At 40.3% G+C, this 25250-nt stretch carries 20 protein-coding genes; 11 read left to right on the forward strand and 9 right to left on the reverse strand.

The window, feature by feature from the left end; all coding sequences use genetic code 11:
* Window positions 1-321: 321 nt before the first annotated feature.
* Genes CRJ00_RS12385 through CRJ00_RS12400 form a run of 4 tightly spaced genes read right to left on the reverse strand, consistent with a single transcriptional unit; the run spans window position 322 to window position 3407 of the window.
* Window positions 322-1062 carry a zinc ribbon domain-containing protein gene (locus CRJ00_RS12385; protein ID WP_099367181.1) on the reverse strand — a complete coding sequence of 247 codons (741 nt, stop codon included), beginning with the start codon at window positions 1060-1062 and terminating at the stop codon, window positions 322-324.
* The gene (locus CRJ00_RS12390) at window positions 1062-2159 is read right to left on the reverse strand and encodes a Nif3-like dinuclear metal center hexameric protein (RefSeq protein ID WP_099367182.1); all 1098 of its coding nucleotides are present in this window, start codon (window positions 2157-2159) and stop codon (window positions 1062-1064) included. The genes CRJ00_RS12385 and CRJ00_RS12390 overlap by 1 nt, the downstream gene beginning before the upstream one ends.
* A 1-nt stretch (window position 2160) precedes the next feature.
* Entirely contained in the window at window positions 2161-2646 is a 486-nt protein-coding gene (locus CRJ00_RS12395) for a hypothetical protein (protein ID WP_099367183.1), read from the reverse strand.
* A 47-nt stretch (window positions 2647-2693) separates the two neighbouring features.
* Window positions 2694-3407 (reverse strand): SAM-dependent methyltransferase, encoded by a 714-nt coding sequence (locus tag CRJ00_RS12400; protein ID WP_099367184.1) that lies wholly within the window; start codon window positions 3405-3407, stop codon window positions 2694-2696.
* 294 nt (window positions 3408-3701) lie between these two features.
* On the opposite strand from CRJ00_RS12400, the gene apaG reads away from it, so the two are divergent.
* The 4 genes from apaG (at window position 3702) to CRJ00_RS12420 (ending at window position 9707) form a co-directional block, all read left to right on the forward strand.
* Window positions 3702-4088: a Co2+/Mg2+ efflux protein ApaG gene (gene apaG / locus CRJ00_RS12405; protein ID WP_099367185.1), complete on the forward strand. Its 387-nt coding sequence runs from the start codon at window positions 3702-3704 to the stop codon at window positions 4086-4088.
* A 103-nt stretch (window positions 4089-4191) separates the two neighbouring features.
* Complete coding sequence (locus CRJ00_RS12410; RefSeq protein ID WP_099367186.1) at window positions 4192-6039, forward strand: ABC-F family ATP-binding cassette domain-containing protein; 1848 nt, start codon at window positions 4192-4194, stop codon at window positions 6037-6039.
* Window positions 6040-6093: 54 nt separating this feature from the next.
* Window positions 6094-7953 (forward strand): tRNA uridine-5-carboxymethylaminomethyl(34) synthesis enzyme MnmG, encoded by a 1860-nt coding sequence (gene mnmG, locus CRJ00_RS12415; RefSeq protein ID WP_099367187.1) that lies wholly within the window; start codon window positions 6094-6096, stop codon window positions 7951-7953.
* Window positions 7954-8153: 200 nt separating this feature from the next.
* Window positions 8154-9707 (forward strand): Ig-like domain-containing domain, encoded by a 1554-nt coding sequence (locus CRJ00_RS12420; RefSeq protein WP_257213774.1) that lies wholly within the window; start codon window positions 8154-8156, stop codon window positions 9705-9707.
* 27 nt (window positions 9708-9734) lie between these two features.
* Here CRJ00_RS12420 and CRJ00_RS12425 read toward each other — a convergent pair whose 3' ends face one another.
* Window positions 9735-10253, reverse strand: coding sequence for a gamma carbonic anhydrase family protein (locus CRJ00_RS12425; RefSeq protein ID WP_099367189.1), 519 nt, complete (start codon window positions 10251-10253; stop codon window positions 9735-9737).
* Between the two features lie 9 nt (window positions 10254-10262).
* Window positions 10263-11852 carry an L-aspartate oxidase gene (gene nadB / locus CRJ00_RS12430; protein WP_099367190.1) on the reverse strand — a complete coding sequence of 530 codons (1590 nt, stop codon included), beginning with the start codon at window positions 11850-11852 and terminating at the stop codon, window positions 10263-10265.
* A 495-nt stretch (window positions 11853-12347) separates the two neighbouring features.
* Here nadB and nadA point away from each other — a divergent pair, with 495 nt between their 5' ends.
* Both nadA and thiL read left to right on the forward strand, forming a co-directional pair.
* Window positions 12348-13346: a quinolinate synthase NadA gene (gene nadA / locus CRJ00_RS12435; RefSeq protein ID WP_099367191.1), complete on the forward strand. Its 999-nt coding sequence runs from the start codon at window positions 12348-12350 to the stop codon at window positions 13344-13346.
* 2 nt (window positions 13347-13348) lie between these two features.
* Entirely contained in the window at window positions 13349-14386 is a 1038-nt protein-coding gene (gene thiL, locus CRJ00_RS12440) for a thiamine-phosphate kinase (RefSeq protein WP_099367192.1), read from the forward strand.
* 405 nt (window positions 14387-14791) lie between these two features.
* On the opposite strand, the gene CRJ00_RS12445 is transcribed toward thiL, so the two are convergent.
* Window positions 14792-16399, reverse strand: coding sequence for an acyl-CoA carboxylase subunit beta (locus CRJ00_RS12445; RefSeq protein WP_099367193.1), 1608 nt, complete (start codon window positions 16397-16399; stop codon window positions 14792-14794).
* A 134-nt stretch (window positions 16400-16533) separates the two neighbouring features.
* Here CRJ00_RS12445 and CRJ00_RS12450 point away from each other — a divergent pair, with 134 nt between their 5' ends.
* From CRJ00_RS12450 to CRJ00_RS12460, 3 genes are read left to right on the forward strand one after another with little or no spacing between them, the layout of a single operon-like run.
* A complete protein-coding gene (locus CRJ00_RS12450) occupies window positions 16534-17682 on the forward strand; it encodes an acyl-CoA dehydrogenase family protein (protein ID WP_099367194.1) in 1149 nt (382 codons plus the stop codon).
* Window positions 17675-18526: a hydroxymethylglutaryl-CoA lyase gene (locus CRJ00_RS12455; protein WP_099367195.1), complete on the forward strand. Its 852-nt coding sequence runs from the start codon at window positions 17675-17677 to the stop codon at window positions 18524-18526. Before CRJ00_RS12450 ends, CRJ00_RS12455 begins: the two co-directional genes overlap by 8 nt.
* The gene (locus CRJ00_RS12460) at window positions 18516-19262 is read left to right on the forward strand and encodes an enoyl-CoA hydratase/isomerase family protein (protein ID WP_099367196.1); all 747 of its coding nucleotides are present in this window, start codon (window positions 18516-18518) and stop codon (window positions 19260-19262) included. The genes CRJ00_RS12455 and CRJ00_RS12460 overlap by 11 nt, the downstream gene beginning before the upstream one ends.
* Here the strand turns inward: CRJ00_RS12460 and CRJ00_RS12465 are convergent.
* Entirely contained in the window at window positions 19259-20008 is a 750-nt protein-coding gene (locus CRJ00_RS12465) for a segregation and condensation protein A (protein ID WP_099367197.1), read from the reverse strand. The genes CRJ00_RS12460 and CRJ00_RS12465 overlap by 4 nt on opposite strands.
* A gap of 111 nt (window positions 20009-20119) precedes the next feature.
* Here CRJ00_RS12465 and dxs point away from each other — a divergent pair, with 111 nt between their 5' ends.
* The gene (gene dxs, locus CRJ00_RS12470; protein WP_099367198.1) at window positions 20120-22048 is read left to right on the forward strand and encodes a 1-deoxy-D-xylulose-5-phosphate synthase; all 1929 of its coding nucleotides are present in this window, start codon (window positions 20120-20122) and stop codon (window positions 22046-22048) included.
* A 354-nt stretch (window positions 22049-22402) separates the two neighbouring features.
* Window positions 22403-23830, forward strand: a complete 1428-nt coding sequence (dnaA, locus tag CRJ00_RS12475) for a chromosomal replication initiator protein DnaA (RefSeq protein ID WP_099367199.1) — start codon at window positions 22403-22405, stop codon at window positions 23828-23830.
* 488 nt (window positions 23831-24318) lie between these two features.
* Here the strand turns inward: dnaA and CRJ00_RS18635 are convergent, their stop codons facing one another.
* The gene (locus tag CRJ00_RS18635; RefSeq protein ID WP_144038152.1) at window positions 24319-24753 is read right to left on the reverse strand and encodes a hypothetical protein; all 435 of its coding nucleotides are present in this window, start codon (window positions 24751-24753) and stop codon (window positions 24319-24321) included.
* Between the last annotated feature and the right edge of the window lie 497 nt (window positions 24754-25250).

Genomic DNA, 25250 nt, shown 5'->3' on the forward strand with positions numbered 1-25250 from the left:
TGCCAACGACCTGCTTGAGTGTTTTCATGTTAATTTTTTGATGTGAAACTGAAAAATCAATAGTGAAACTTCCCTTGGACTTGTCTCCTTATGGATATTCAAGCTGGACTGTAATTCCGCCTTACATTCTGTTCTGTCTTAGGAAGCGAAAAAGAGGAAGGCCATCTCTAAAAATCAGTATGCTAAAAAAGCTACTAAGACAGCCCTAGGCTCTCCCTCTTTTCACTAAATACAGCAAATCTATAAAACAAAAAATGTCTCCTACATTTGCTTGACACAAACATAGGAGACAGCCTCTTAAAAATATTATTTGAAAGCAAATTACGATGCTTCTTCGTTTGCAATTTCCTCATCAACCAGGATACGACCACAGTGTTCGCAGATGATGATTTTCTTACGTTGACGGATTTCTGACTGCAATTGAGGTGGAATCTTGTTGTGACAACCTGAACAGCTATCACGCTCGATAGAAACGACTGCCAATCCATTACGGAAAGACTTACGAAGTTTCTTGATCACCTTCAATAAACGCTCTTCGATTTGGGTTTCAGCTGCTGCAACATCTTTCAACAAATCATCTTCTTCAATCTGAGTTTCTGAAGTGATGGTTTCCAATTCTTGTTTTTTGCCGCCCAATTCGCCTTTGCTGAAATCAACATTCTTCACAGTAGCATCATAAGCTTCTGTTTTGTTCTTGATTTCGAACTCAGCTTCACGAATACGTTTTTCACATACCTGAATTTCCAATCCTTGAATTTCGATCTCTTTAGAAATAGCATCGTATTCACGGTTGTTTTTTACTTCATTAAGTTGTGATTCGTATTTTTTGATGGAAGCTTGCGCATCTTTGATCATGTTTTTACGTTTCACAATCGAGTCTTCTAATTCATCCAACTCATTGCGAATTTTTTCGATACGGGTGTCAAGACCTGCGATCTCATCCTCTAAGTCTGCTACCTCAATAGGTAACTCTCCACGTACCTGGCGTATCTTATCAATTTTTGTTTCAATTGATTGCCACGCCCATAAAGCTTTTAATTTTTGTTCTACGGTTTGTTCCATTAACTGTAGTATTTTATAGGATTTGTATCTATTTCTGTCAATAGGACAGCAAAGTTAGCAAATTTTTTCGTAATTACTTCCAACAATAATTCTTGAGTAAATTGTTCACTTTCAAAATGTCCGATATCAGCGATGACGATTTCTTCTTCGGCATCAAAAAACTCATGGTATTTATAGTCTGCGGTGATGAAAATATCTGCGCCAGAGCGCTTTGCATCGTTTAATAGGAACCCTCCGGCACCACCACAGAGCGCCACTCTTTTTATCGGTTTACCGGATAAACTGGTATGGCGGATGACCTGTAATTGAAACTGTTCTTTCAAAAAGGCTAGGAATTCCTCCTCACGCATGGGCGTTTTCAGGTTTCCGATCGCTCCAGATCCTACCGATGAAAGGCTGTTATCCAGGCTGATTATATGATAGGCCACCTCCTCATAGGGGTGTGCGGCCAACATGGAAACCAAGATCTTTCTTTCGCGTTGTACGGGATAGATCACTTCTATTTTGGTCTCCTCTACCCTTTCCTGGCTACCTACAGCACCAATCGCTGGATTGGCTCCTTCCAATGGCCTAAACGTTCCATATCCTACTGTATTGTAGCTGCATTCATCGTAATCGCCGATGGCACCTGCACCAGCTTCGAATAGCGCATTTCGCACTTCCTCCACATGCGTACGGGGCACATAGACCACCAATTTCTTTAACAATCCTGCTTTAGGCCGTAAAATAGCCTGGTTTTCCAGTCCTAATTTGTCGGCCATCTTGCTGCTTACCCCTCCGGCAATATTGTCCAGGTTGGTATGGATAGCATATAGCGCAATATCATGCTTTATCGCCTTTATAATCGTTCTTTCGACATAGTTTTTACCATTAAATCGCTTCATCCCTGAGAACACAATGGGATGATGGGAAATGATGAGATCGCATCCCTTTTCAATGGCATCTTCCACCACGGCTTCGGTGCAATCCAAAGAGATCAGCGCCTTGTGGACCTCCTTATTTGGGTCGCCCACGATCAAACCGGAGTTATCATAGCTCTCCTGGTAATTGGATGGCGCCAATTCTTCCAAAAACTGGGTTATATCTTTGATTTTCATGTTAGTTGTTGGTTTGATTATCCTTCCATTTATTATGTTCGATGATCAACTCCCTGAATTGATTGACCTTATACCAATAACTGATGAAATAGATCAGCATGACAAAGAAAATCACAAAAGTCACAAAGACCGGAATTGGAAAAAATAGTCCGAAAGGTGTGAGATAGATCAGGAAAGACCAAGCATAGGCTAATCCTGCTCTAAGTGCCGGGTTTTCTTCCACTTCTATTTTACGATCAAAAAATTCATTGTTGAGGGAATAGGAAAGTTTCCTTGCTACTTCAAAATTCCAATATACATTGATGAATGGAATCACAAGGATCCACGCTTGATTGGGCTTTATGAACTGATTTTCCGGTGCTATTAAAGCTAATGTTTTGCGTATGGTATTGGCATATAGTGCCCATACAATTAGGGTGAAAATAAAAACGAATATACTGAGTCTATATAACTCATCTATCAACTCAGGAGATAGGGTTTCTGGCATTTAATGTTCTGTTATATTGATCCGCACTAAAATATTAAAATTACGATTTACCCAGCAAATAATAGAAAAATACAGGGTTTCTTATGGAGATCTATTTTCGTATCCTTCCATTGACCGATGGATTGGGTGAAAATATATTCATCCCCTGCTGTAATATTACAGGCAATACAAAGTTTTGTTTGCGGTTTACAGCTCTTTAAAAGTTCTGCTAACAATTGATTATTCCGGAAAGGCGTTTCGATAAAAATCTGTGTGGATTTCTCCCGTTGACTTATCTTTTCGATATCTTTTATTTTTTTAGACCTCGCTGATTTATCAATGGGCAGATAACCCAGAAAACTAAAGTGTTGTCCGTTGAAGCCTGAAGCCATCAAGCTCATCAGAATGGAATTCGGTCCTACCATGGGAATTACCCGGATGCCTCTTTTGTGGGCTTCGGCCACCACATCCGAACCGGGATCCGCTATGGCCGGGCAACCGGCTTCCGACATCAAGCCGATATCTTCGCCAGCAACCGCATTCTTGAATATTTCATGGTAATTGATCTTCTCCCGCTGATGCTTGCCATAATCATGGATGATCAGTTCCTGCTGCGGACGTTTCAAACCCGCTTCTTTCAGGAATTTTCGAGCTGTTTTTTCGTTCTCTACCACATATTCCTTGATATGGTTGATTATATCAGCATGTAATAAGGTATAAGATGCTTTCTCAGCTTCCTGAGCCAAGGGTACAGGTATTAAATACAAAGAGCCTTTTGCCATGTTACAAACCTAATCAATTTTAGAGAAATTCAGGTTGACTTCTTGCGGCAAGTAGGGTGCGCAAGTGACATGTAAGTGAGTTGTAAGTGACTTTTAGCACTTACAACTCACTTACACCTCACTTAAATCTCACTTCCAGCCCGTCTACAATCTGAAAAAAGTTTGAAGAAAAAATGGGTTTTAAACATTAAATTTCAAGGGATTATGTAATTTATTTGTCTAAAAAACGTAATTTAACTAGTACAATGGTTGAAGATAGTTGTGCATCTAGGGTAAATTAATATATTTGAAGCAATGACGACACAAACTACATCTGGCGTGAAAATTTCCGTTGAGTCTACTTATCAATCCGAGTATTCCAATCCTGATAACGAGCATTTTATGTTTGCCTATCGTATCACGATTGAAAATAACAGTGAATACACGGTGCAATTATTAAGAAGACATTGGAACATCTTTGATTCTACCGGCGACATCAAACAGGTGGACGGCGATGGTGTAGTTGGCGAGCAACCCATTTTAGCTCCGGGTGAAAGCCATCAATACGTGTCGGGCTGCAACCTCAAAAGTGACCTTGGTTTTATGGAAGGATACTATGAAATGATCCGGGAGATCGACAATTCCATTTTCCATGTTCACATCCCTCGTTTCAACCTGATTGCCTCCTACAGGCTGAATTAATGGAACACTTTTATCAGTATAAGTACACATTTCATATTTAAGAGTTAAGGAGTAACAAATATTTAATAATTTTGTGCTTGGAATTTTACGTCAAAACATCTAGGTGAGTATTTTAAGCACAGAACAAGTTAGCCATTCATTTAATGATCGCTGGTTATTTCAAGATTTACATTTTGCTTTACAGAAAGGCGACCGTGTAGCATTGGTCGGTATCAATGGTACCGGAAAATCTACCTTATTGAAGATATTGGCCGAACTGGTCGTCCCTACAAAAGGTAGAGTCGTTAAAGAGCGCGGACTGCGAATTGGTTATCTACCACAAGAACCCGATTTCTCCAACCTGAATACCATCAATGATTTCATATTCAGCTTGGATAATGAGCAGCAACAATTGATCAAAGAATACGAACAATTAGCTGAAAATCAAGATGTTAACTCAAAACATTTCATGGATATCACCGAAAGGTTGACCAACTTGAACGCTTGGGAATATGAAAACAACATCAAGACCATCCTGAATAGGTTCCAGATCAAAAACTTCAATCAGCAGATCGCATCCTTGAGTGGAGGCCAAAAGAAACGCTTGACTTTGGCGAAGCTCTTGATTGATGAACCGGATATCTATGTATTGGATGAGCCGACCAACCACTTGGACATTGAGACCATTGAATGGTTGGAAAAACTATTGACCACCGGACAGAAAACAGTATTACTTGTTTCCCACGACCGTTATTTTCTCGATAATATCTGTACAGAAATTAGGGAGTTGGATAAAGGTCAGGTCTATTCCTATAAAGGAAATTACGCCTACTTCTTGGAGAAGAAAGCCGAGCGTGAAGCAACAGAAATTGCGGCGGCGGATAAGGCCAGAAACCTATGGCGGAAGGAGCTCGATTGGATGCGCCGTCAGCCACAGGCAAGGGGTACTAAAGCGAAGGCGAGAATTGAATCTTTCTACGACTTAGAGGAGCGATCCAAGGGTCCGAGGAAGAAAGATAATGTGGAGCTTTCGGTTAAAGTTTCCCGCCAGGGAAATAAAATCTTGGAGCTGGAGAAAGTTGGATTTGCCGTTGCCGGTAAAGACATCATTAAGGATTTTTCCTACATCTTCAAGAAGGGAGACCGTATTGGTCTAGCGGGAAAGAACGGTAGTGGTAAGTCTACTTTTTTGAATTTGATCACGGGCATCCTCCCTCCTACTTCAGGTAAGATTGATGTGGGCGAGACGACCAAATATGGTTACTATAAACAGGAAGGTTTGAGCTTTTCCACAGATGAGCGCGTGTTGGACATTGTCAAGAATGTGGCCGATTTCATCGAGATGAAAAATGGCGAAGTGATCACGGCTTCACAATTATTGACTAAATTTTTATTTCCACCGGAAAAGCAATTTGGTTTGGTAAGCAAGCTGAGTGGTGGAGAAAAAAAGAGGTTGCAATTGATGCGGGTGTTGATGGCTAATCCGAACTTCCTTATACTCGATGAGCCATCCAATGATCTGGATATTGATACCTTGAATATCCTGGAAGAATTTTTGGAGGAGTACCCTGGGGTATTGATCTTAGTTTCCCACGACCGTTACTTGATCGACAAACTGACGGAACAATTGTTCGTCTTCAAAGGTGATGCTGAAGTAGTGATCTATAATGGTAACTATGCCGACTTCAAATTGGAGCAGGAAGCCATAGAGAAAAAGGTAGAGAAGAAGGTTGAAAAAGTTCAACCGGTTCAAGAGAAAAAGAAGAAGCTAAGTTTCAAGGAGCAGCATGAGTTCGAGTCTTTGGAAAAGGAAATCGAAACCTTGGAGAACCAGGTAAGTGTGTTGACCGAAAAACTTTCGAGCACTACGAACCATGTGGAGCTTCAGGAGATAGCGGAAGAGATAGAAAAGAGCAAGACCAGTCTTGACAGCAAAACAGAACGCTGGATGGAGCTGGCAGAATTTATATAATACGTTTCACGTGAAACTCCTTTATCAGTTCCACGTGAAACTTGAGAATAATCTATGTTTAAAAAATATAATGTAATTGTAGTTGGGGCCGGCCATGCCGGATGTGAGGCAGCAGCAGCAGCGGCTAACCTGGGTTCCTCTGTTTTGCTCATCACCATGAACATGGGGGTGATCGCACAGATGAGCTGTAACCCAGCTATCGGTGGTGTGGCAAAAGGTCAGATCGTAAGAGAGATTGATGCCATGGGTGGATATACTGGTATCATTGCTGATAAATCTACTATACAATTCCGCATGTTGAACCTATCAAAAGGACCAGCCATGTGGAGTCCGAGAACACAGAATGACCGTATGCGCTTTGCTGAAGAATGGCGTTGGCAATTAGAATCCATTCCTAATTTGGATATGTGGCAGGATACGGTAAAAGAAGTCATCGTGGAAAACGGAAAAGCAGCAGGTGTGATTACGTCGATGGGTATCCGTATTGAAAGTGATGCAGTAGTGCTTACTAATGGAACGTTCCTTAATGGAGTAATCCATGTTGGAGAAAAGAAATTTGGTGGTGGCAGAACAGGAGAAAAAGCTGCAACAGGTTTGACCGAACAGTTGGTGTCTTTAGGTTTTGAATCTGGTAGAATGAAGACCGGTACTCCTCCTCGCGTAGATGGAAGAAGTCTGAATTATGAACGAATGGAAGAACAATGGGGTGATGAAAATCGCGGACGTTTTTCCTATACCAACGTAGAAGTTCCAACCGAACAACGTTGTTGTTGGATTACCTATACGAACGATAAAGTACATGAGGTTTTGAAAACAGGATTTGAAAAATCACCCATGTTCACCGGAAGAATCAAAGGTCTGGGACCACGTTATTGTCCATCGATCGAAGATAAAATCAACCGTTTTGCGGAGCGCGAAAGGCATCAGATTTTTGTTGAACCCGAAGGATTCCGTACGGTGGAAATTTATGTAAATGGATTCTCTACTTCCCTACCGGAGGACGTTCAATTAAAAGCGTTGCAATTAATCCCAGGATTTGAGCAGGCAAAAATGTACAGACCGGGATACGCCATTGAATACGATTTCTTCCCACCGATGCAATTGGATCTAACCTTGGAAACGCTAAAGGTAAAACACCTTTTCTTTGCAGGACAGATCAATGGCACCACGGGATATGAAGAAGCCGGAGCACAAGGTTTTTTGGCAGGGATCAATGCACACCAACGCATCAACGATCTGCATGAATTAATATTGAAAAGATCGGAATCTTATATTGGCGTATTGGTGGATGACCTGGTAACAAAAGGTACAGACGAGCCTTATCGGATGTTCACTTCCAGGGCAGAACACCGCCTATTATTAAGACAGGATAATGCGGATATTCGCCTTACCCCTATCGCCCATAAATTAGGATTGGTATCCGATGAAAGATTACAGATCGTAAATGATAAAGTAAAAAACTCGGATGATATCGTTGAGTTCCTAAAAACAAATTCAGTTTCTATCGACAACATGAACCAGGTGTTGGCGGAAAAAGGAAGCAGTTCCATCAGTCAAAAAACAAGATTGTTCAATATCCTAAGTAGACCACAAGTCGAGATGAATGACATCATCAGAGCGGATGAAACCTTAGCAAACTACCTATCCCAATTTGATAAGGAAACTATTGAACAAGCAGAGATCAAAGTGAAATACGATAGTTACTTTGAGAAGGAAATGGAAATTGTGAACAAGATGAAGAAAATGGAGGACAAAGAAATCAATCCAGAATTTGATTATAATTCCTTAACTTCATTATCGATCGAAGCAAGACAAAAACTATTAAAGGTAAAACCTAGAACATTAGGACAAGCTTCCCGGATTTCGGGTGTTTCTCCTGCGGATATCAGTGTTTTAATGGTACATATGAGTTAAAATACTGAATATCAGTTATTTAATTAAATAAAGAAACGAAGTAAAATAAAGCGATTTAAGACATTATTTTAAAATTTATGACTCAGGATTCAAAAAAAGATAAAAACCCGTCAGATCAATTAAAAAGCACCTTATTTCAAAGAATAGCTTTTTTATGCTTTATTTTTATGCTGAGTTTGAGTTTTATGCAATGTGCGAACATGCAAAGACCAACTGGAGGACCCAAGGATTCCATTCCACCAAAAATTCTGAATGAGTCGCCGGCAAACCTTTCCCGAAATTTTAAGGATAAGGAAATCGTCATCACTTTTGATGAATATATCAAATTGGCCAATTGGCAGCGCGAGTTCAACCTCTCCCCCGATGCCAGTACTTCTATCCAACCAAAAGTCAAGAAGAAGAATCTGATCATAACCCTACCAGATTCGTTGGATGCCAACACCACGTATACCATTAATTTTGGAAAAGGTCTGGTGGATTATAATGAGAGCAATCCTTTGATGAACTATACCTATGTTTTCTCTACAGGTGATAAATTGGATTCCTTAACCATAGAAGGATCGGTGATGAATGGCTATACCAAAGAATTCGATCTGAGCAAGGACAAAGAAGTGATAGCTATTTTGATCCCGACGAGCAAAGATTCTATCTTCGGAAAGAAAAAAGCCTCCTATTACACCAGTGTGGATTCATCAGGAAACTTCAAGTTCAATAACCTGCGAGAAGATACCTACCGGGTATACGCTATCAAAGACATCAACAACGACAAAATCTTCAATGGGGATGATTGGATAGGGTTCCAGAATGATAGTATTGTATTACAGGAGAATGTATCAGGCATCAAACTAGAATATACCCAAGCCCATCCGACCATCTTCAGAAACCTGGATAAAAAGATGGATACTGATGGTTCCATGTTATTCACATTCAATAGAAGCATCAATAATCCTACGGTGCGGATCTTGGAACCCGCTAACCTGGATACGGATAAGATCATCCGATTAAGTCCCGAAAATGATACCCTGAGAATATATACCTCTTCTATTGATTACGATTCTGTGCGGGTTGAATTATCCGAAAATAACCAGGTATTGGATACCCTGAAGTTTAGAAAGGCAAGAAATATCAAGGTTGATCAGCATATACAGCCAATCCTAAACATCAGTACAAAAGTAGATCGGGTAAAGCATATCCAATTGAGTGCTAAAACACCCATTGCATCCGTTGATAAGAACAAGATCCTCCTGACAGAGGACTCGGTATCCCGTAGAAATTTTCAATTGCAACAGGATTCTATTGATAAAGAACTTTATCATATCCGTTTCAATTGGCGGCCAAATAAGAATTATGAATTAGTTCTACAGGAGAAAGCCATCTTAGGACCTTTCGATGAATTCAACAAAGAAAGTAAGACAAGTTTCACGTTGAACGAAGCCGATAATTACGGGGATATCAACTTGACGTTCAATGGATTGGATACAGGCAAAAGTTATATTATCGAACTTATTGACGAGAAAAAGGATAAGATCTTTGATAAGAAAATATTACCGGCCGATCATAAGCTTTCCTACATTAAATTTCCTGGAGGTAAATATAGTCTCCGAATAATCGAAGACAGCAATGCAAATGGAAAATGGGATCCAGCGGATGTATATGCAAGGAAACAGGCGGAAAGAATATGGTACCTGGATAGGACGTTTACCATCAGGGCAAACTGGGAACAGAATGAAACCATTGAAGTAAACTTTCCTTAGCCCAAATCAATGGTTCCGATTCAAAAATTAGTTTTCTTCCTGGAACCAGGAAGAATATAGCACGTAATTATGTGGTAATTTTTTTAAGAGATTGAGCTGCTCCTCCGTGAGTGGCTTTATTTTTTTGGCAGGAACACCAGCATACAGGAATCCCGATTCACAGATACTGTTCTCCAAAACCACAGCTCCAGCTGCAATGATCACATTGCTCTGAATATGGGCTTTATCCATGACTATAGCCCCCATCCCGATAAGTACATAATCATCTATGATACAGCCATGTACAATGGCATTATGCCCGATGTTCACATAATTTCCAATATCGGTACCATTCTTCAGATAGGTTCCATGGATGGTTACATTATCCTGTATATTGGAATACTTGCCAATACGTATATAATTCACATCCCCTCTAATCACGGCATTGAACCAGATCGAGCAATGTTCCGCAATTTCCACATCACCGACAATGGTACAATTGGGCGCTACAAAGCAGTTTTCAGCAATAATAGGTTGTTTGTCCTTAACAGGAAGTATAGTTGCCATAGATTGGGTTTAAAGGATTGTATCTTCTAATATATTAGCATGTTGCGGATAATCCGTGGTGTAATGCAATCCCCTACTCTCTTTTCGCTGTGTAGCTGATTTAACCACGAGATAAGCCACCTGAATGACATTCCGAAGCTCGCATAGCTTGACCGACAATTTTGTGTTCTTATAGAAGGATTCCGTTTCTTCATGGAGTAATCCCAATCTACGCATCGCACGTTCTAACCTAAAATCAGAACGAACAATTCCCACATAATCGCTCATCAGCTTCTGTGTTTCACGCAGGTTGTGGGTCACCAAAATATCTTCATTACTCAATTGGGTATTGGAATCATCCCAAGAAGGAATGTCTTCCTGATAGTCGATAGATCCAACAATTTTACTTGCATCTTCAAAAATCCGGTGAGCATAGACAGCAGCTTCTAATAAAGAGTTGGATGCCAACCGATTAGCTCCGTGTAAGCCTGTTGAAGAACACTCTCCACATGCGTATAAACTCTTGATACTGGTAGCTCCGTATTCATCCACCATAATACCACCGCATAAATAATGCGCAGCAGGTGAAACCGGAATAAAATCCTTGGTCATATCAAGACCAACGGACAGGCATTTTTCGTAGATATTAGGGAAATGGGATAGAATATCGGCTTTGGATCGATGGGTAATATCTAAATACACATAATCCAAACCGGATTTCTTCATCTCCGCATCAATAGCTCGGGCCACAATATCCCTTGGTGCCAGCGATCCCCGTTCATCGTATTCCTCCATGAAGGATTCCCCGTTTGCACGTCTCAAAATACCACCGAAACCACGCACAGCTTCAGAAATCAAAAATGCGGGATATTCCCTTGGATTATATAAAGCCGTTGGATGGAACTGTATAAATTCCATATTACGAACTTTACCTTTTGCGCGATAAACCATGGCAATACCATCACCTGTGGCAATGGTAGGGTTCGTTGTACTGGAATACACATGTCCAGCTCCACCAGTTGCCATCAAGGTAACCTTTGAAAGGATCTTTTCCACCACCTTGCTTTTCGTATTTAACGCGTAGATACCATAGCAATTGATGTTTTCTGACCGTTTATCCACATGTATACCCAAATGGTGTTGAGTAATTAGATCAACGGCGAAATAATGTGTTAATATCTCAATATTAGGATTCGCATGGATCTGATCCAATAGCGCCCTTTCGATCTCATAGCCTGTAATGTCCTTATAATGAAGGATCCTATGCATGGAATGACCACCTTCGCGGGCCAGATCATATTCGCCGGAATCCTCCTTATCGAAAGAAGTACCGTAAGCAATCAACTCGTTTATACGAGCAGGCCCTTCTTTCACCACGTTTTCCACAACCTGGGTATCACATAGACCATCTCCTGCGATCAGTGTATCTTCAATATGTTTTTCAAAGCTATCGGTTTCATCCGTTACGACGGCAACCCCACCCTGTGCATATTTTGTATTCGACTCATCCTCATTGGCTTTCGTTACGATGAGCACTTTTCCTAACTTAGCAGCTTTGAGCGCAAAACTCAAGCCTGCAATTCCTGATCCTACGACTAAAAAATCAACTTTTCTATCCACAACCTATGTTTACTGTTATATCCTTTATTAATACCTAATAAACCAACAAATTAACAAAATATGTGGAAAACCTGTAAATAACTCGTGGAATAAAATTGAAAACTTCTCAAAAATCAACATCGCTATCTATTTCCACACAATTATTACCAAAATATTAAGAGCAAATGAATGTAATATTAACAATTCCCAACAAACAAACATTTCACAAAAAAATATGGAAAAAATAAAGGGTCAAAAATGAGCGGACTGAAAATCAAGAGATAAGGCTTTTAGACCTGTGGATAACTTGTGAATAAATAGAGAATATCCATTAAATAAAATTAAAAATCTTAAAATTATCCCCATTATCCACATGCTAATAAACAACAAGATTCTTCTTTTAAAAAAAGAGTTATTAATTATTGAAAAAAAGGAATGTGGATTTCGTTTCATTTTCTTTGTTTACTTTTGTGTAATCGATCAATGAAATCACATTTGTCAATTAATCGAAACCAAATGAATAAAACTTTTGAATACGACTTGGAGGCGAAGGGCTATATTGATGTGGCGATAGACCCGACCATCGATCTGGTTGCAGAAATCAATAGGCTGAAGAAAGAGAAGAATGCCGTTATCCTAGCCCATTATTATCAGGAATCTGAGATTCAGGATCTTGCTGATTATATTGGCGACAGTTTGGGCTTATCGCAACAGGCTGCAAAGACGGATGCGGAGGTGATTGTATTTGCCGGTGTTCATTTCATGGCAGAAACAGCGAAGATACTTTCTCCAAGTAAGAAAGTATTGTTACCTGATTTAAAGGCAGGATGCTCTTTATCAGATAGTTGTCCGCCACATTTATTTGCAAAATTCAAAGAGAAATATCCGGATCACTTGGTGATCACCTATGTGAACTGTACGGCTGAACTGAAGGCTTTATCCGATATCGTTTGTACATCGAGCAATGCGGTGCAGATTGTGGAAAGTTTACCGGAGGATCAGAAGATCATCTTTGGTCCTGACCGTAATCTAGGCGATTATGTGAAAAAGAAAACGGGTAGGGATCTAGTGCTTTGGAACGGTGCGTGTATGGTGCACGAGATCTTCTCGCAGGAAAGAATCGATGCATTGCGTGCAGAATATCCAGATGCGAAGTTTATTGCACATCCAGAATGTGAGGAACACATCCTTGCACAGGCGGATTATATCGGCTCTACATCAGGGATGTTGAAATTTACGATCGAGGATGCGGCAGATACCTTTATCGTCGCTACAGAATCAGGAATCCTTCATCAGATGCAGAAGGCCTCTCCTTCTAAGACGTTCATTCCAGCGCCACCAAACAACATGTGTGCTTGTAATGATTGTCCACATATGAAATTGAATACCCTGGAAAAATTATACAATTGCTTGTATTACGAGCAACCAGAGATCATTCTTCCTGAGGATATCATCAAACGGGCTCAGCGACCTATTGAAAGGATGTTGGATATTTCTGCAAAATTGGGATTATAACTATGTTCGATAATATTGAAAAAACAAATCTGAATGAAATGGGTGAATTTGGTCTGATCGAGCATCTGACCAAGAATATTCAGCTTACCCAAAAAAGTACCATCAAGGGTGTAGGAGATGATGCCGCTGTATTGGATTTTTCCAATCAGAAGGTTTTGGTTTCTACGGATCTCTTGTTGGAGAATGTTCATTTTGATTTAAGGTATGTTCCGCTTAAACATTTGGGATATAAGGCTATACAGGTAAACCTGAGTGATATTTATGCCATGAATGGTATGGCTTCGCAGGTTACTTTTTCGATTGGATTATCCTCTAAGTTTCCCTTGGAAGCGGTGGAGGAAATTTATGAAGGTGCTTTGATCGCTTGCCAGAATTATAATGTGGATTTGATTGGTGGGGATACGTCTACTTCAGCGCAGGGATTGGTGATTTCGGTGACCAGTATGGGCTATGCAGAGGAAGCTAAGATTGCTTATCGTTCTGGAGCGAAAGAAGGAGATTTGGTATGTGTTTCTGGGGATCTTGGTGGAGCGTATGTTGGCCTGCAGTTATTGGAAAGAGAAAAGCAGATTTTCTTGGAAAATCCTGGTATACAGCCTGATCTGGAAGGAAAGGATTATATTATTGAAAGGCAGCTGAAGCCAGATGCCAGAAAGGATATTGTGCAGTTGTTGGCGGATCTAGAGATCCAGCCGCATGCGATGATCGATGTTTCGGATGGTTTGGCATCGGAAATCTTGCATATCTGTAAGGCTTCGAATGTTGGCTGTAAACTGTATGAGGAGAAGATTCCTATTGATCCGATGACGTATGAAACGGCAAGGGAATTTGGATTGGATCCTACGGTATGTGCCTTGAGTGGTGGTGAGGATTATGAATTGTTGTTTACTATTGCCCAATCGGATTATGATAAGGTAAAAGGACAGCTGGATATTTCCGTGATTGGACATATTACGGAGGCATCGGCAGGATGCCAGATGATTTCTAAATCAGGGAATGTGCATGATATTACGGCTCAAGGCTGGAATGCTTTCGGTTAGATTTTAGATTATAGACGTTAGATTATAGACCTTACTAAGTCATTAAGAAATCGCATTATTAAGAATTCGCATAATTGTGAGGTGTTTGCGTCATTGCAAGGTGTTTTGCGTCATTGCGAGGAGGTACGACGAAGCAATCTTTAGCCATGTCATGGTGAGCGTAGTCGAACCATCTGTTCGTGTACAACCGTACAGAGCCTTCGACTGCGCTCAGGATGACAAAGACCGCTCATGATGACATTCGGGAAGATAGGATGACAAAGTCCAAAGATTGCTTCGTTCCTCGCAATGACGGCATAGTTCCTCGCTATGACGTGAAAGTCGCAAGGACGTGAAAGTGGCAAGGACTACTTGCTCCCAATGACGGGGTCTATCATCTAATATCTATCATCTATCATCTACACCCTACACCTGTATCACCCCAACATTATATTTCCCCATATCTGCATTATGACTAGCGGCTTCTATCCCCATATAAATGATTTTCCGCGTCTCTGTGGGATCAATCACCCCATCAACCCATAATCTACTAGCCGCATAATATGGACTCAACTGCGCCTTGTATTTCGCTTCTATATCCGCCAATAACTTATTCTTATCCTCCTCCGACAGCGTCACATTCTTTGATTTCAAGGCTGCTTCCTGGATCTGCAATAAAGTTTTTCCTGCAGATGCTCCACTCATCACCGCAATCTGCGCCGTTGGCCAAGCATAGATCAACCTTGGATCATAAGCTTTTCCACACATCGCATAATTTCCTGCTCCATAGCTATTCCCTACCATAAACGTAAATTTCGGAACTACCGAATTCGCCATCGCATTCACCATTTTAGCACCATCCTTAATGATACCGCCATGTTCCGATCTCGAACCCACCATAAATCCGGTTATATCCTGAAAGAATACCAAAGGAATCTTCTGCTGATTACAGTTCATGATAAACCGAGCTGCCTTATCCGCAGAATCCGAATAGATAACCCCTCCCATCTGCATTTCCGTTGCATTTCCTGGCTTCTTCGCCTTCACCACTTCCCGTTGATTGGCAACAATACCTACCGCCCAACCATCAACCCTTGCCAATGCACAGATCAATGTCTTTCCATAATCCTTTTTATATTCTTCAATACTTCCCTCATCCACAATAGCCTTCAGTATTTCCAACATATTATAGGGCTTTAAGCGGTCTTCCGGTAAATATTGATAGATCTTTTCTACCGGATATTCCGGTGCCAAAGCTTCAGTTCTGGAAAACTTATACCTAGGTTCCTCTCCAAATTTATCCACGATATTCCGAATGGCATCCAAACAGGATTCATCATCTGGATATTTATTATCTGTAACACCAGATATTTCAGAATGCGTAGATGCCCCACCCAATGTTTCATTATCGATTACCTCACCAATGGATGATTTCACCAGGTAGGAACCCGCCAAAAACACCGAACCCGTACCTTCCACGATCAAGGCATAATCCGACATGATCGGTAGGTAGGCACCACCGGCAACACATGATCCCATGATTGCAGCAATCTGAGGAATCCCCATCGCTGAAATCTTGGCATTATTCCTGAAAATTCGTCCAAAATGTTCCTTATCCGGGAATATTTCATCCTGCATCGGTAGGTAAACCCCGGCAGAATCCACCAAATAAATGATGGGTAAATGATTTTCCATCGCAATTTCCTGCGCACGAAGGTTCTTCTTGCAGGTCATGGGAAACCATGCTCCAGCTTTTACGGTTGCATCATTAGAAACCACGATACATAATCTTCCTTTTACATAGCCCATCACGACGACAACACCTGCGTTCGGGCAGCCTCCATGTTCCAGGTATTGCCCATCTGCTGCGAAGCTTCCAATTTCTACATATGGGCTCTCATCGTCGATTAAATAGGCAATTCGCTCCCAAGCAGACATTTTTCCCTTTTCCTTTTGTTTCTGGATTTTATCTAATCCTCCACCTAAAACAAGGTCCTCGTGCTTCCTACGAAGTTCATCTAAAAGTTGTTGCATTTCGATTGAAATTATATAAAATATAAAGGTTTATAGCGTTAAATTATTTTAAATATCATAAAATATAATTTGTTTTTTATAATATTTGTAAAAAATAATTAGAACCCAAATATAAACTAAAATAAAATAATATTATGCATTACGTTGATTCTGACGAACAATTGTCAATGGTAAAGGAAAGTGCGCGTAATTTTGCGAACACCTACATTAAACCCCATGTGATGGAATGGGATGAGGCACAGATTTTCCCTAAGGATTTATTCAAAAAGCTAGGTGAACATGGATTCATGGGTATTATTGTTCCTGAACAATATGGTGGTTCAGGTCTTAGTTACCAGGAGTACATCACGATTTTAGATGAAATATCTAAGGTTTGTGGATCGATCGGATTATCCGTTGCTGCCCATAATTCCCTTTGTACAAATCATATCTTAAGTTTTGCGAACGAAGAGCAGAAAAAGAAATATTTACCGAAGTTGGCTAGCGGAGAGTGGCTAGGAGCTTGGGGATTAACAGAACCTGGATCTGGGTCTGATGCAGGCGGTATGAATACCGTAGCGGTAGCTGATGGCGATTATTTCGTATTGAATGGCGATAAAACATTCATCACCCACGCTATATCAGGTGATGTGGCTGTGGTGATGGCGAGAACCGGTGAAAAAGGAGATAAAAAGGGAATTTCTGCTTTTATCGTTGAAAAAGGAACACCAGGTTTTTCTGCTGGAGCTAAAATGGATAAATTAGGCATGCGTGCTTCGGAAACCGGTAGTTTGTTCTTCGAAGATTGTCGTATCCATAAAGATCAGTTGATCGGTGAGATTGGGGATGGTTTTGTGCAGGCCTTGAAATTATTGGATGGAGGTCGTATTTCCATTGCAGCTTTATCTTTGGGTATTGCCCGTGGTGCATACGAATGTGCGTTGAAATATGCCAATGAAAGAGAACAGTTCCAAACGAAGATTTTTGATTTTCAAGCGGTTGGTTTTAATTTAGCGGATATGGCGACCAAGATCAATGCTTCGGAATTATTGATCCGTCAGGCAGGTTATCTGAAAGATCATGGTAAAAAAGTAACAAAAGAAGGCGCTATGGCGAAACTTTTTGCTTCTGAAGTTGCTGTTGAAGTATCCAATGATGGTGTTCAGATATTGGGAGGATATGGTTTTACCAAGGATTTCCCGGCTGAGAAATATTTTAGGGATGCAAAATTATGTACCATTGGTGAAGGAACAAGTTCCATTCAGCGGATGGTGATTGCAAGAGAAATCAAGAAAGATGCTTAATCAATCCATTAGTTTGGTAGACTGTCCTCGAGATGCCATCCAAGGCATGAAGGTGCAGATTCCTACCTCAAAAAAGATAACTTACATCAATAGCTTGTTGGAAAGCAAGCTATTTGATTGTATTGATTTTGGAAGTCTCGTATCTCCGAAAGCAGTACCTCAAATGGCGGATACCCAAGAAGTGTTGGAAGGATTGAATTCTTCTGACACGAAATTGTTGGCCATTATTGCAAACTATAAAGGAGCTGAAAGAGGCGTAGAATTGGGAAGGATAGATTATTTAGGCTATCCCTTCTCTATTTCCGACACCTTCCAAAGGAACAACACGAACAGTACGATAGCGCAGGCTTTTGATACCGTGAGAAGCATACAGGATTTATTGGCTTCCAAAGGGAACCAGGAGTTGGTGGTGTATATATCGATGGCCTTTGGTAATCCTTATCAAGATCATTGGGATACCGACCTGGTATTGGATTGGGTCAATAAGCTGAAGCATGCTGGTGTGAAGAATTTCTCCATTGCGGATACCACTGCTGAAGCCACACCAGAGGTAGTAAAAGATCTTTTCCTGAAGTTGAAACAAGAATTTCCAGAAATTCCATTCAGTGCGCACCTACATTCTGCCATAGAAAATGCCTTGTTGAAGGTCAATGAGGCCTATGATGCGGGATGCAGACGTTTTGAAGGGGCTATTTTGGGATATGGTGGATGTCCTTTTGCCAAGGATGATCTGGTAGGTAATATTCCGACGGAATTATTGATTGATCGTTTCCAGAAGGGTAGCTTTGAGCAGGCAGCGAAATTGATGCAGGGATTCCAAGATTTGATAAACAATGAAGTATAATTTTATTTCCACAAAAGTTGAGGGCCATGTCTTTTACCTGACCTTGGATAGAGAGGCCAAACGCAATGCCTTTACGCCTACGATGGTCAATGAGGTGGCTTATGCGCTAGAAGAGGCAAAACAAAATCCGACGGTCAATTTATTGGTATTACAGGCTAATGGACCTGTTTTCTGTGCTGGAATGGATCTGAAGACCTATCAGGACAGGAGCTTGGATCAATTGAATCCGGCTATTGAAAATAAGAAAATATCCCTAGGTGAGGTTTTTGATCAATTCAATAAACCCTCCATTGCCATCTTGGATGGCGATGTGATCGCCGGTGGATTTCTCTATATTTTGGGCTGTACCTATGTTTTTGCCAAAAAAGAAGTGCAATTCAAACTCCCAGAACTATCGTTTGGCATATTTCCTTTCCAGGTCATGGCCAGTCTATCCCGGGTCATGTCCGAAAAAAAGATCATGCAGCTATGTCTTGACCCTAACGCTTTTGGAAGTGAAAAGGCGATGGAATTCGGCATATTGGATGGTATCAAATCCGATGAGGAAATACAGGAATTTATTGCATCATTTGCAGAGAAAAGCACCTTTGCAATGCAGGCTGGAGCTGATGCGCTAAAGGCGATCCGCGATATGGAAAGTGCCAAGCAATACGATTACCTGTTGTCCTGCTTAGAGCAATTGAAAGATCGGGAAGAAGTGAAGCAGCAGATCCAATCGGGAATCAAGAAACCTTAGGAGACGCGTTTTTCAATCCAGAAATTATTATAGCCCAATCCGATCTGAATATTCAATATCTTTTGTTGGAGCATTTCCAGAACCGCTAGGAAATTATATACAAATTGAACCTTATTTTCAGAATTTGCTTTTAGGGCAGAAAAATCCATGGTATTGTTGATGTCAATGAGCTCAGCAATGGCTTTTTTCTGCTGTTCAATGGTATAAGGATATTTGATGACGGTATGTTTTACCTCTTGGATCTTGTGCGAATAGGTATACATCAGACGTTCGTATACCAACATCAGCTTGTATAGATCAAAGGAAGCCAGATCTTCTTCAATGGAACGAATGCCGGTATTGGCCAATTTAAGGTCGAAAGCTGTATTTCCCCGTTCATAAAGTTTCGTGCGATCTTCCTCCATGATTTTTAGCTCCTCACAGACCTCTTTGAACTGTTTATAGAGCAAAAGTTTCTGCACCAATTCCTTTTTAAGATCGATTTCATTCTCATTTTCATCGAGATCCGGTCTTGGAAGGAGCATTTTGGCCTTGATACGCATTAGGGTAGAAGCCACAAAAATAAATTCGGAAGCCAGTTCAATGTTCAGGGACTGCATATGCTGGATATATTCTAGGAAATCGTCCGTAATTTTTGATATGGGGATTTCATGGATATCCAGTTCATCGCGTTCGATGAAGAATAACAACAGGTCGAAAGGACCTTCAAATTGTTCCAGTTTGATCTCGTAGTTTGTCGTATCCATGAATTGGCATCAAAATTAAGAAAACAAACAGGATTATAAAATTGTATATATATACCGTATGTTAATGGAATTAATTGTTACTTTGTAACTTATTTCGAAAATTTTCACGTTATGCAGGTAGAAGCAGGACCGCTATTACAGAAAATTCAATACCCTTCTGATCTTAGGCAGTTTAAAGAGTCTGATTTAGAAGAGGTTTGTAAAGAGCTAAGGCAATATATTATAGATATTGTATCCGTAAATGGCGGACATTTTGCGGCGAGTTTAGGTGTTGTGGAATTGACAGTAGCATTGCATTATGCCCTAAATACGCCCTATGATCAGGTACTTTTTGACGTAGGCCACCAGGCTTATGGTCACAAAATATTAACCGGTAGAAGGGATAATTTTCATACCAACCGCATATTAGGTGGTCTCTCTGGTTTTCCGAAACGTAGCGAGAGTGAATACGATGCTTTTGGTGTTGGCCACTCTTCCACATCCATTTCTGCTGCTTTAGGAATGGCGGTTGCTTCAGCGTATAAAGGAGAGACAGATCGCCAACATGTGGCCATCATTGGAGATGGTGCATTGACCGGCGGTATGGCCTTCGAAGCATTGAACCATGCCGGAATCGAAAAATCCAATCTATTGGTTATTCTGAACGACAATTGCATGTCGATCGACCCCAATGTAGGGGCCATGAAGGAATACCTGACCAGTATTACCACTTCTAAGAGCTATAACCGTTTTCGGGACGATCTGGTAGCTGTATTAGCGAAGATCTCTAAGAATGGACCAAATGCTTATGGTTGGGCGAAAAAGCTCGAGCTGAGCATCAAAGGCACCTTATTGAAGAACTCCAACCTGTTCGAATCATTAAATTTCAGGTATTTCGGTCCAGTTGATGGACATGATGTGAATAAATTGGTGAAAACCATTGAGGATTTGAAACACATCAATGGACCTAAACTTTTACACGTTGTTACGGTAAAAGGGAAGGGTTATGCTTTGGCTGAAAAGGATCAGACCAAGTGGCATGCACCAGGTCTATTCGATAAGATCACCGGGGAGATCAAGAAATCGGTAAGTGATAAGCCTCAGCCACCAAAATATCAGGATGTTTTCGGACATACCTTGGTTGAATTGGCAGAGAATAATGATAAGATCATGGGTATTACCCCAGCAATGCCTTCCGGTTCATCGATGAACATCATGATGAAGGTGATGCCGGAAAGGGCATTTGATGTTGGTATTGCTGAGCAACATGCCGTTACATTCAGTGCGGGTCTTGCAGCCCAGGGCTTGGTGCCTTTCTGTAACATCTATTCCTCCTTTATGCAAAGGGCATTTGATCAGGTGATCCATGATGTAGCCTTACAGAACCTGAATGTGATCTTCTGTTTGGATCGCGCGGGATTGGTAGGCGCCGATGGTCCAACCCATCATGGAGCTTATGACATTGCTTATATGCGTTGTATACCTAATATGGTGGTTTCTTCGCCGATGAATGAAGAAGAACTACGTAATTTGATGTACACTGCCCAATTGCCGGATAAAGGACCATTTACCATCCGTTATCCAAGAGGTAATGGGGTGATGCCTGACTGGAAACTTCCTTTCAAGGAAATTGAAGTGGGCAAGGGCCGTAAAATATGCGATGGGGAAGAGATTGCTATCCTGAGTTTCGGAAGTATCGGAAATGAAGCCTGCAAAGCCATCTTGAGGTTGAGAGAGGTTGGTATACATCCGGCGCATTACGATATGCGTTTTGCCAAACCGTTGGATGAGGAATTGTTGCATGAAGTATTCAAGAAATATAAAAAGGTGATTACGGTAGAGGACGGTTGTTTACCGGGCGGTATCGGATCGGCGATTCTGGAGTTCATGGTAGATCATCATTACCAGGCCGAAGTAGTACGTTTGGGTATCCCGGATGGTATTGTGGAGCATGGAGAGCAAGCCGAGCTTTGGCAGATTTGTGGTTATGATGCCACAGGCATCGAATTGCAGGTTCGTAAAATGACGAAAGGAATAAAAACAGAAAGTTTGGTCGGATAATTGCTTAAGAATAAGCGGTTATTCAAAGAATTAGAAAATATAGGAAAGGGGTGCCATTGGTACCCCTTTTTTAAGTTAAAAGTTTTCCACAATCTAAATCTACAGCCTTAAATTTTCATCTATAATGTAAAAAATTTCTTATCGGAATTCAATATGTTAATAAAATAATTTTGCTTAACATTTTAAGTGGAAAAATGCTAAAAAATGCTTCTAATTCATTGAATAACAACGATATCTTGTTTTTTTGATTTTTTAATTTTTTAGCTCAAATTTTTTTGTCATATTCGTTGTAGGCAAAAGTTATAAACAAGATTTTTGTCAAATATTGGTTATCAAGTTATTAACAAAAACAGAATGGAAAAAACGTGTACAAGTGTTTGGGAAAATTGTCTTTCAGTCATAAAAGATAACATTCCAACGCAAAGTTTTAAAACATGGTTCGAGCCCGTTAAAGCTGTACGTCTTGAAGGAAACGTTTTAACTATTCAAGTACCAAGTTTGTTTTTCTACGAGTGGTTGGAAGAGCATTATGTTGGTATCCTCAGAAAAACAGTTAAAAAGTTCTTAGGAGAGCAAGGTCGTTTGGAGTATAATATTGTGGTGGAGAAATCTTCTGCAAATACGCCATATACCACGAACATGCCTTCTAATGGAAATGGTGCGGAAGGAAAGAAACAATCTATTCCAATCCCTGTAGCGATCAATAAGGATTTCAAGAATCCTTTTGTATTCCCGGGATTGAAGAAGATGCATGTGGATCCACAATTAAATCAAAACTATACATTTGATAATTTTATTGAAGGCGAGTGTAACCGTTTGGCTCGTTCTGCCGGTTTTGCGGTAGCGAATAAGCCAGGAGGTACTTCTTTCAACCCGTTGATGGTCTATGGTGATGTAGGTTTGGGCAAGACCCACCTGGCACAGGCTATCGGTAATGAGATCAAACGTAATTTACCGGATAAATTGGTCATCTATGTTTCTTGTGAGAAATTCTGTCAACAATTTGTGGATTCCCTAAAGAACAATACGATCAACGACTTTGTGAACTTCTATCAAGCGATGGATGTGATCATTATGGATGATGTGCATAATTTTGCGGGCAAGGAAAAGACACAGGATATTTTCTTCCATATTTTCAATCACCTACACCAGACCGGAAAACAGATCATTTTAACATCAGATAAAGCACCTAAGGATCTTTCGGGATTAGAGGAGCGTTTATTGAGCCGTTTTAAATGGGGATTATCTGCTGATATTCAGGTTCCTGATCTGGAGACTAGAATGGCGATCTTGAAAAAGAAAATGTATTCGGATGGTATTGAGTTGCCGGAGAATGTGGTGGAATATGTGGCGAATCAGATTGATAATAGTGTAAGGGAATTGGAAGGCGCTATGGTTTCTTTATTGGCGCAATCTACATTGAATAAACGGGAGATTGATTTGAATCTTGCGAAATCGATGTTGAAGAACTTTGTGAAGAATACGCATAAAGAGATTTCTATGGAGTATATCCAGAAGTTGGTTTGTGAATATTTTGAGGTTCCTGTGGAAATGGTGAAATCGAAAGTAAGGAAGAGGGAGATTGTACAGGCAAGACAGATTTCGATGTATTTGGCGAAGAACCATACGAAATCATCATTGAAGAGTATTGGTAATTTCTTTGGTGGAAGGGATCATTCTACTGTGATTTATGCTTGTCAGACGGTAGAGGATTTGATTGAGACGGATAAGAAATTTAAGACGTATGTTCAGGATATACAGAAGAAGCTGAAAGCTTCTTAGGTAAGAGAATAAAGACTTGAAAGTCCTTCAGAAATGAAGGACTTTTTTATTTTAGGTGTAATTTCTGTCATTGGGTGGAACACCTCGTCATTGCGAGGAGGTACGACGAAGCAATCTTTCTTTCTATGTCCTTCTCCACGATAGTTTTTCATATTTAACGTTTTTTTGTCATGCTGATTTTTTTATGTCATGCTGTTCTTTTTATGTCATGCTGAGCGAAGTCGAAGCATAAGTACGATAGTAAGCGAACAGATGCTTCGACTTCGCTCAGCATGACAGGGTAGAAAGATTGCTTCGTTCCTCGCAATGACGAAAAAAGACACGCAATGCCGGAGAAAGTCCCCCTATCAGAGAGAAAGTCCCCCTATCACAAAAAACTCCTCCCTATCACGGAGAAAGGTCCTTCAAATTTGAAGGACCTTTCTTTATGAAACATGAATAATAGTCTATAAATTATCTATTTCAATAGTCAAACAGTCAACAAGTTATTATTTCTGTTCTTGTTGTTGTTCCTGTTGCTCTTGTTGTTGCTCTTCCTTTTGTTCTTCTTTAGGTTGAACAACCGGTTCTTGCATTTTTTCTGATTTTTTCGCTGCACGTTCCTCTACAATCTTAGCATAAAGAGGTTTTTGCTCATCAGTCAACAATTCACTTACTTTTTTATCCATATCAGCTGTCAATGCAGCGATTTGGGTTTGCTTAGCATCTTCTGCTTGTGCAGTATCTGCTTTAATAGCTAATTTTGCTTTTTTGTGCTCCAATACAATGTTATAAACTGAAGCTTGTTGTTCTTCTGTCAATTTCAGGGTTGAAGTCCATTCAGTGACAGTTTGTTTTGCTTTTTCTTCAGGGTTTACATCCTGTGCAAATGTCAGAGTTAATGAGAATAATACTGCGGATACTGCTAAAAATAACTTTTTCATGATTTAATTTTTTTGTTTAACGTCTAATTATTTACTCCGTTTTTGTACAATAATAACAGCCAAACCCACCACTTTATTGTTTATTTGTATCAGGTTTGTTACTTTTTAACATTTCTTAACAATTAATATTTACGAACCATAGGATATAAATTAGCCAAAAAGCCCATTTAATTACCTCTAAAGGCAATATTGTAGGGTCTGTCTCCTATGTTTGTGTCAAGCAAATGTAGGAGACATTTTTTGTTTTATAGATTTGCTGTATTTAGTGAAAAGAGGGAGAGCCTAGGGCTGTCTTAGTAGCTTTTTTAGCATACTGATTTTTAGAGATGGCCTTCCTCTTTTTCGCTTCCTAAGACAGAACAGAATGTAAGGCGGAATTACAGTCCAGCTTGAATATCCATAAGGAGACAAGTCCAAGGGAAGTTTCACTATTGATTTTTCAGTTTCACATCAAAAAATTAACATGAAAACACTCAAGCAGGTCGTTGGCATTGACG

Origin of the sequence: Sphingobacterium sp. 1.A.4, from assembly GCF_002734245.1 — a bacterium.
Taxonomy (GTDB): Bacteria; Bacteroidota; Bacteroidia; order Sphingobacteriales; family Sphingobacteriaceae; genus Sphingobacterium; species Sphingobacterium tenebrionis.

Excerpts from the sequence above, each read along its gene's own strand:
- CRJ00_RS12385 (WP_099367181.1), bottom strand. The coding sequence starts at position 1,062 with ATGGAACAAACCGTAGAACAAAAATTAAAAGCTTTATGGGCGTGGCAA.
- CRJ00_RS12390 (WP_099367182.1), bottom strand. The coding sequence starts at position 2,159 with ATGAAAATCAAAGATATAACCCAGTTTTTGGAAGAATTGGCGCCATCC.
- CRJ00_RS12395 (WP_099367183.1), bottom strand. The coding sequence starts at position 2,646 with ATGCCAGAAACCCTATCTCCTGAGTTGATAGATGAGTTATATAGACTC.
- CRJ00_RS12400 (WP_099367184.1), bottom strand. The coding sequence starts at position 3,407 with ATGGCAAAAGGCTCTTTGTATTTAATACCTGTACCCTTGGCTCAGGAA.
- apaG (WP_099367185.1), top strand. The coding sequence starts at position 3,702 with ATGACGACACAAACTACATCTGGCGTGAAAATTTCCGTTGAGTCTACT.
- mnmG (WP_099367187.1), top strand. The coding sequence starts at position 6,094 with ATGTTTAAAAAATATAATGTAATTGTAGTTGGGGCCGGCCATGCCGGA.
- CRJ00_RS12420 (WP_257213774.1), top strand. The coding sequence starts at position 8,154 with ATGCAAAGACCAACTGGAGGACCCAAGGATTCCATTCCACCAAAAATT.
- CRJ00_RS12425 (WP_099367189.1), bottom strand. The coding sequence starts at position 10,253 with ATGGCAACTATACTTCCTGTTAAGGACAAACAACCTATTATTGCTGAA.
- nadA (WP_099367191.1), top strand. The coding sequence starts at position 12,348 with ATGAATAAAACTTTTGAATACGACTTGGAGGCGAAGGGCTATATTGAT.
- thiL (WP_099367192.1), top strand. The coding sequence starts at position 13,349 with ATGTTCGATAATATTGAAAAAACAAATCTGAATGAAATGGGTGAATTT.
- CRJ00_RS12445 (WP_099367193.1), bottom strand. The coding sequence starts at position 16,399 with ATGCAACAACTTTTAGATGAACTTCGTAGGAAGCACGAGGACCTTGTT.
- CRJ00_RS12450 (WP_099367194.1), top strand. The coding sequence starts at position 16,534 with ATGCATTACGTTGATTCTGACGAACAATTGTCAATGGTAAAGGAAAGT.
- CRJ00_RS12455 (WP_099367195.1), top strand. The coding sequence starts at position 17,675 with ATGCTTAATCAATCCATTAGTTTGGTAGACTGTCCTCGAGATGCCATC.
- CRJ00_RS12460 (WP_099367196.1), top strand. The coding sequence starts at position 18,516 with ATGAAGTATAATTTTATTTCCACAAAAGTTGAGGGCCATGTCTTTTAC.
- CRJ00_RS12465 (WP_099367197.1), bottom strand. The coding sequence starts at position 20,008 with ATGGATACGACAAACTACGAGATCAAACTGGAACAATTTGAAGGTCCT.
- dxs (WP_099367198.1), top strand. The coding sequence starts at position 20,120 with ATGCAGGTAGAAGCAGGACCGCTATTACAGAAAATTCAATACCCTTCT.
- dnaA (WP_099367199.1), top strand. The coding sequence starts at position 22,403 with ATGGAAAAAACGTGTACAAGTGTTTGGGAAAATTGTCTTTCAGTCATA.
- CRJ00_RS18635 (WP_144038152.1), bottom strand. The coding sequence starts at position 24,753 with ATGAAAAAGTTATTTTTAGCAGTATCCGCAGTATTATTCTCATTAACT.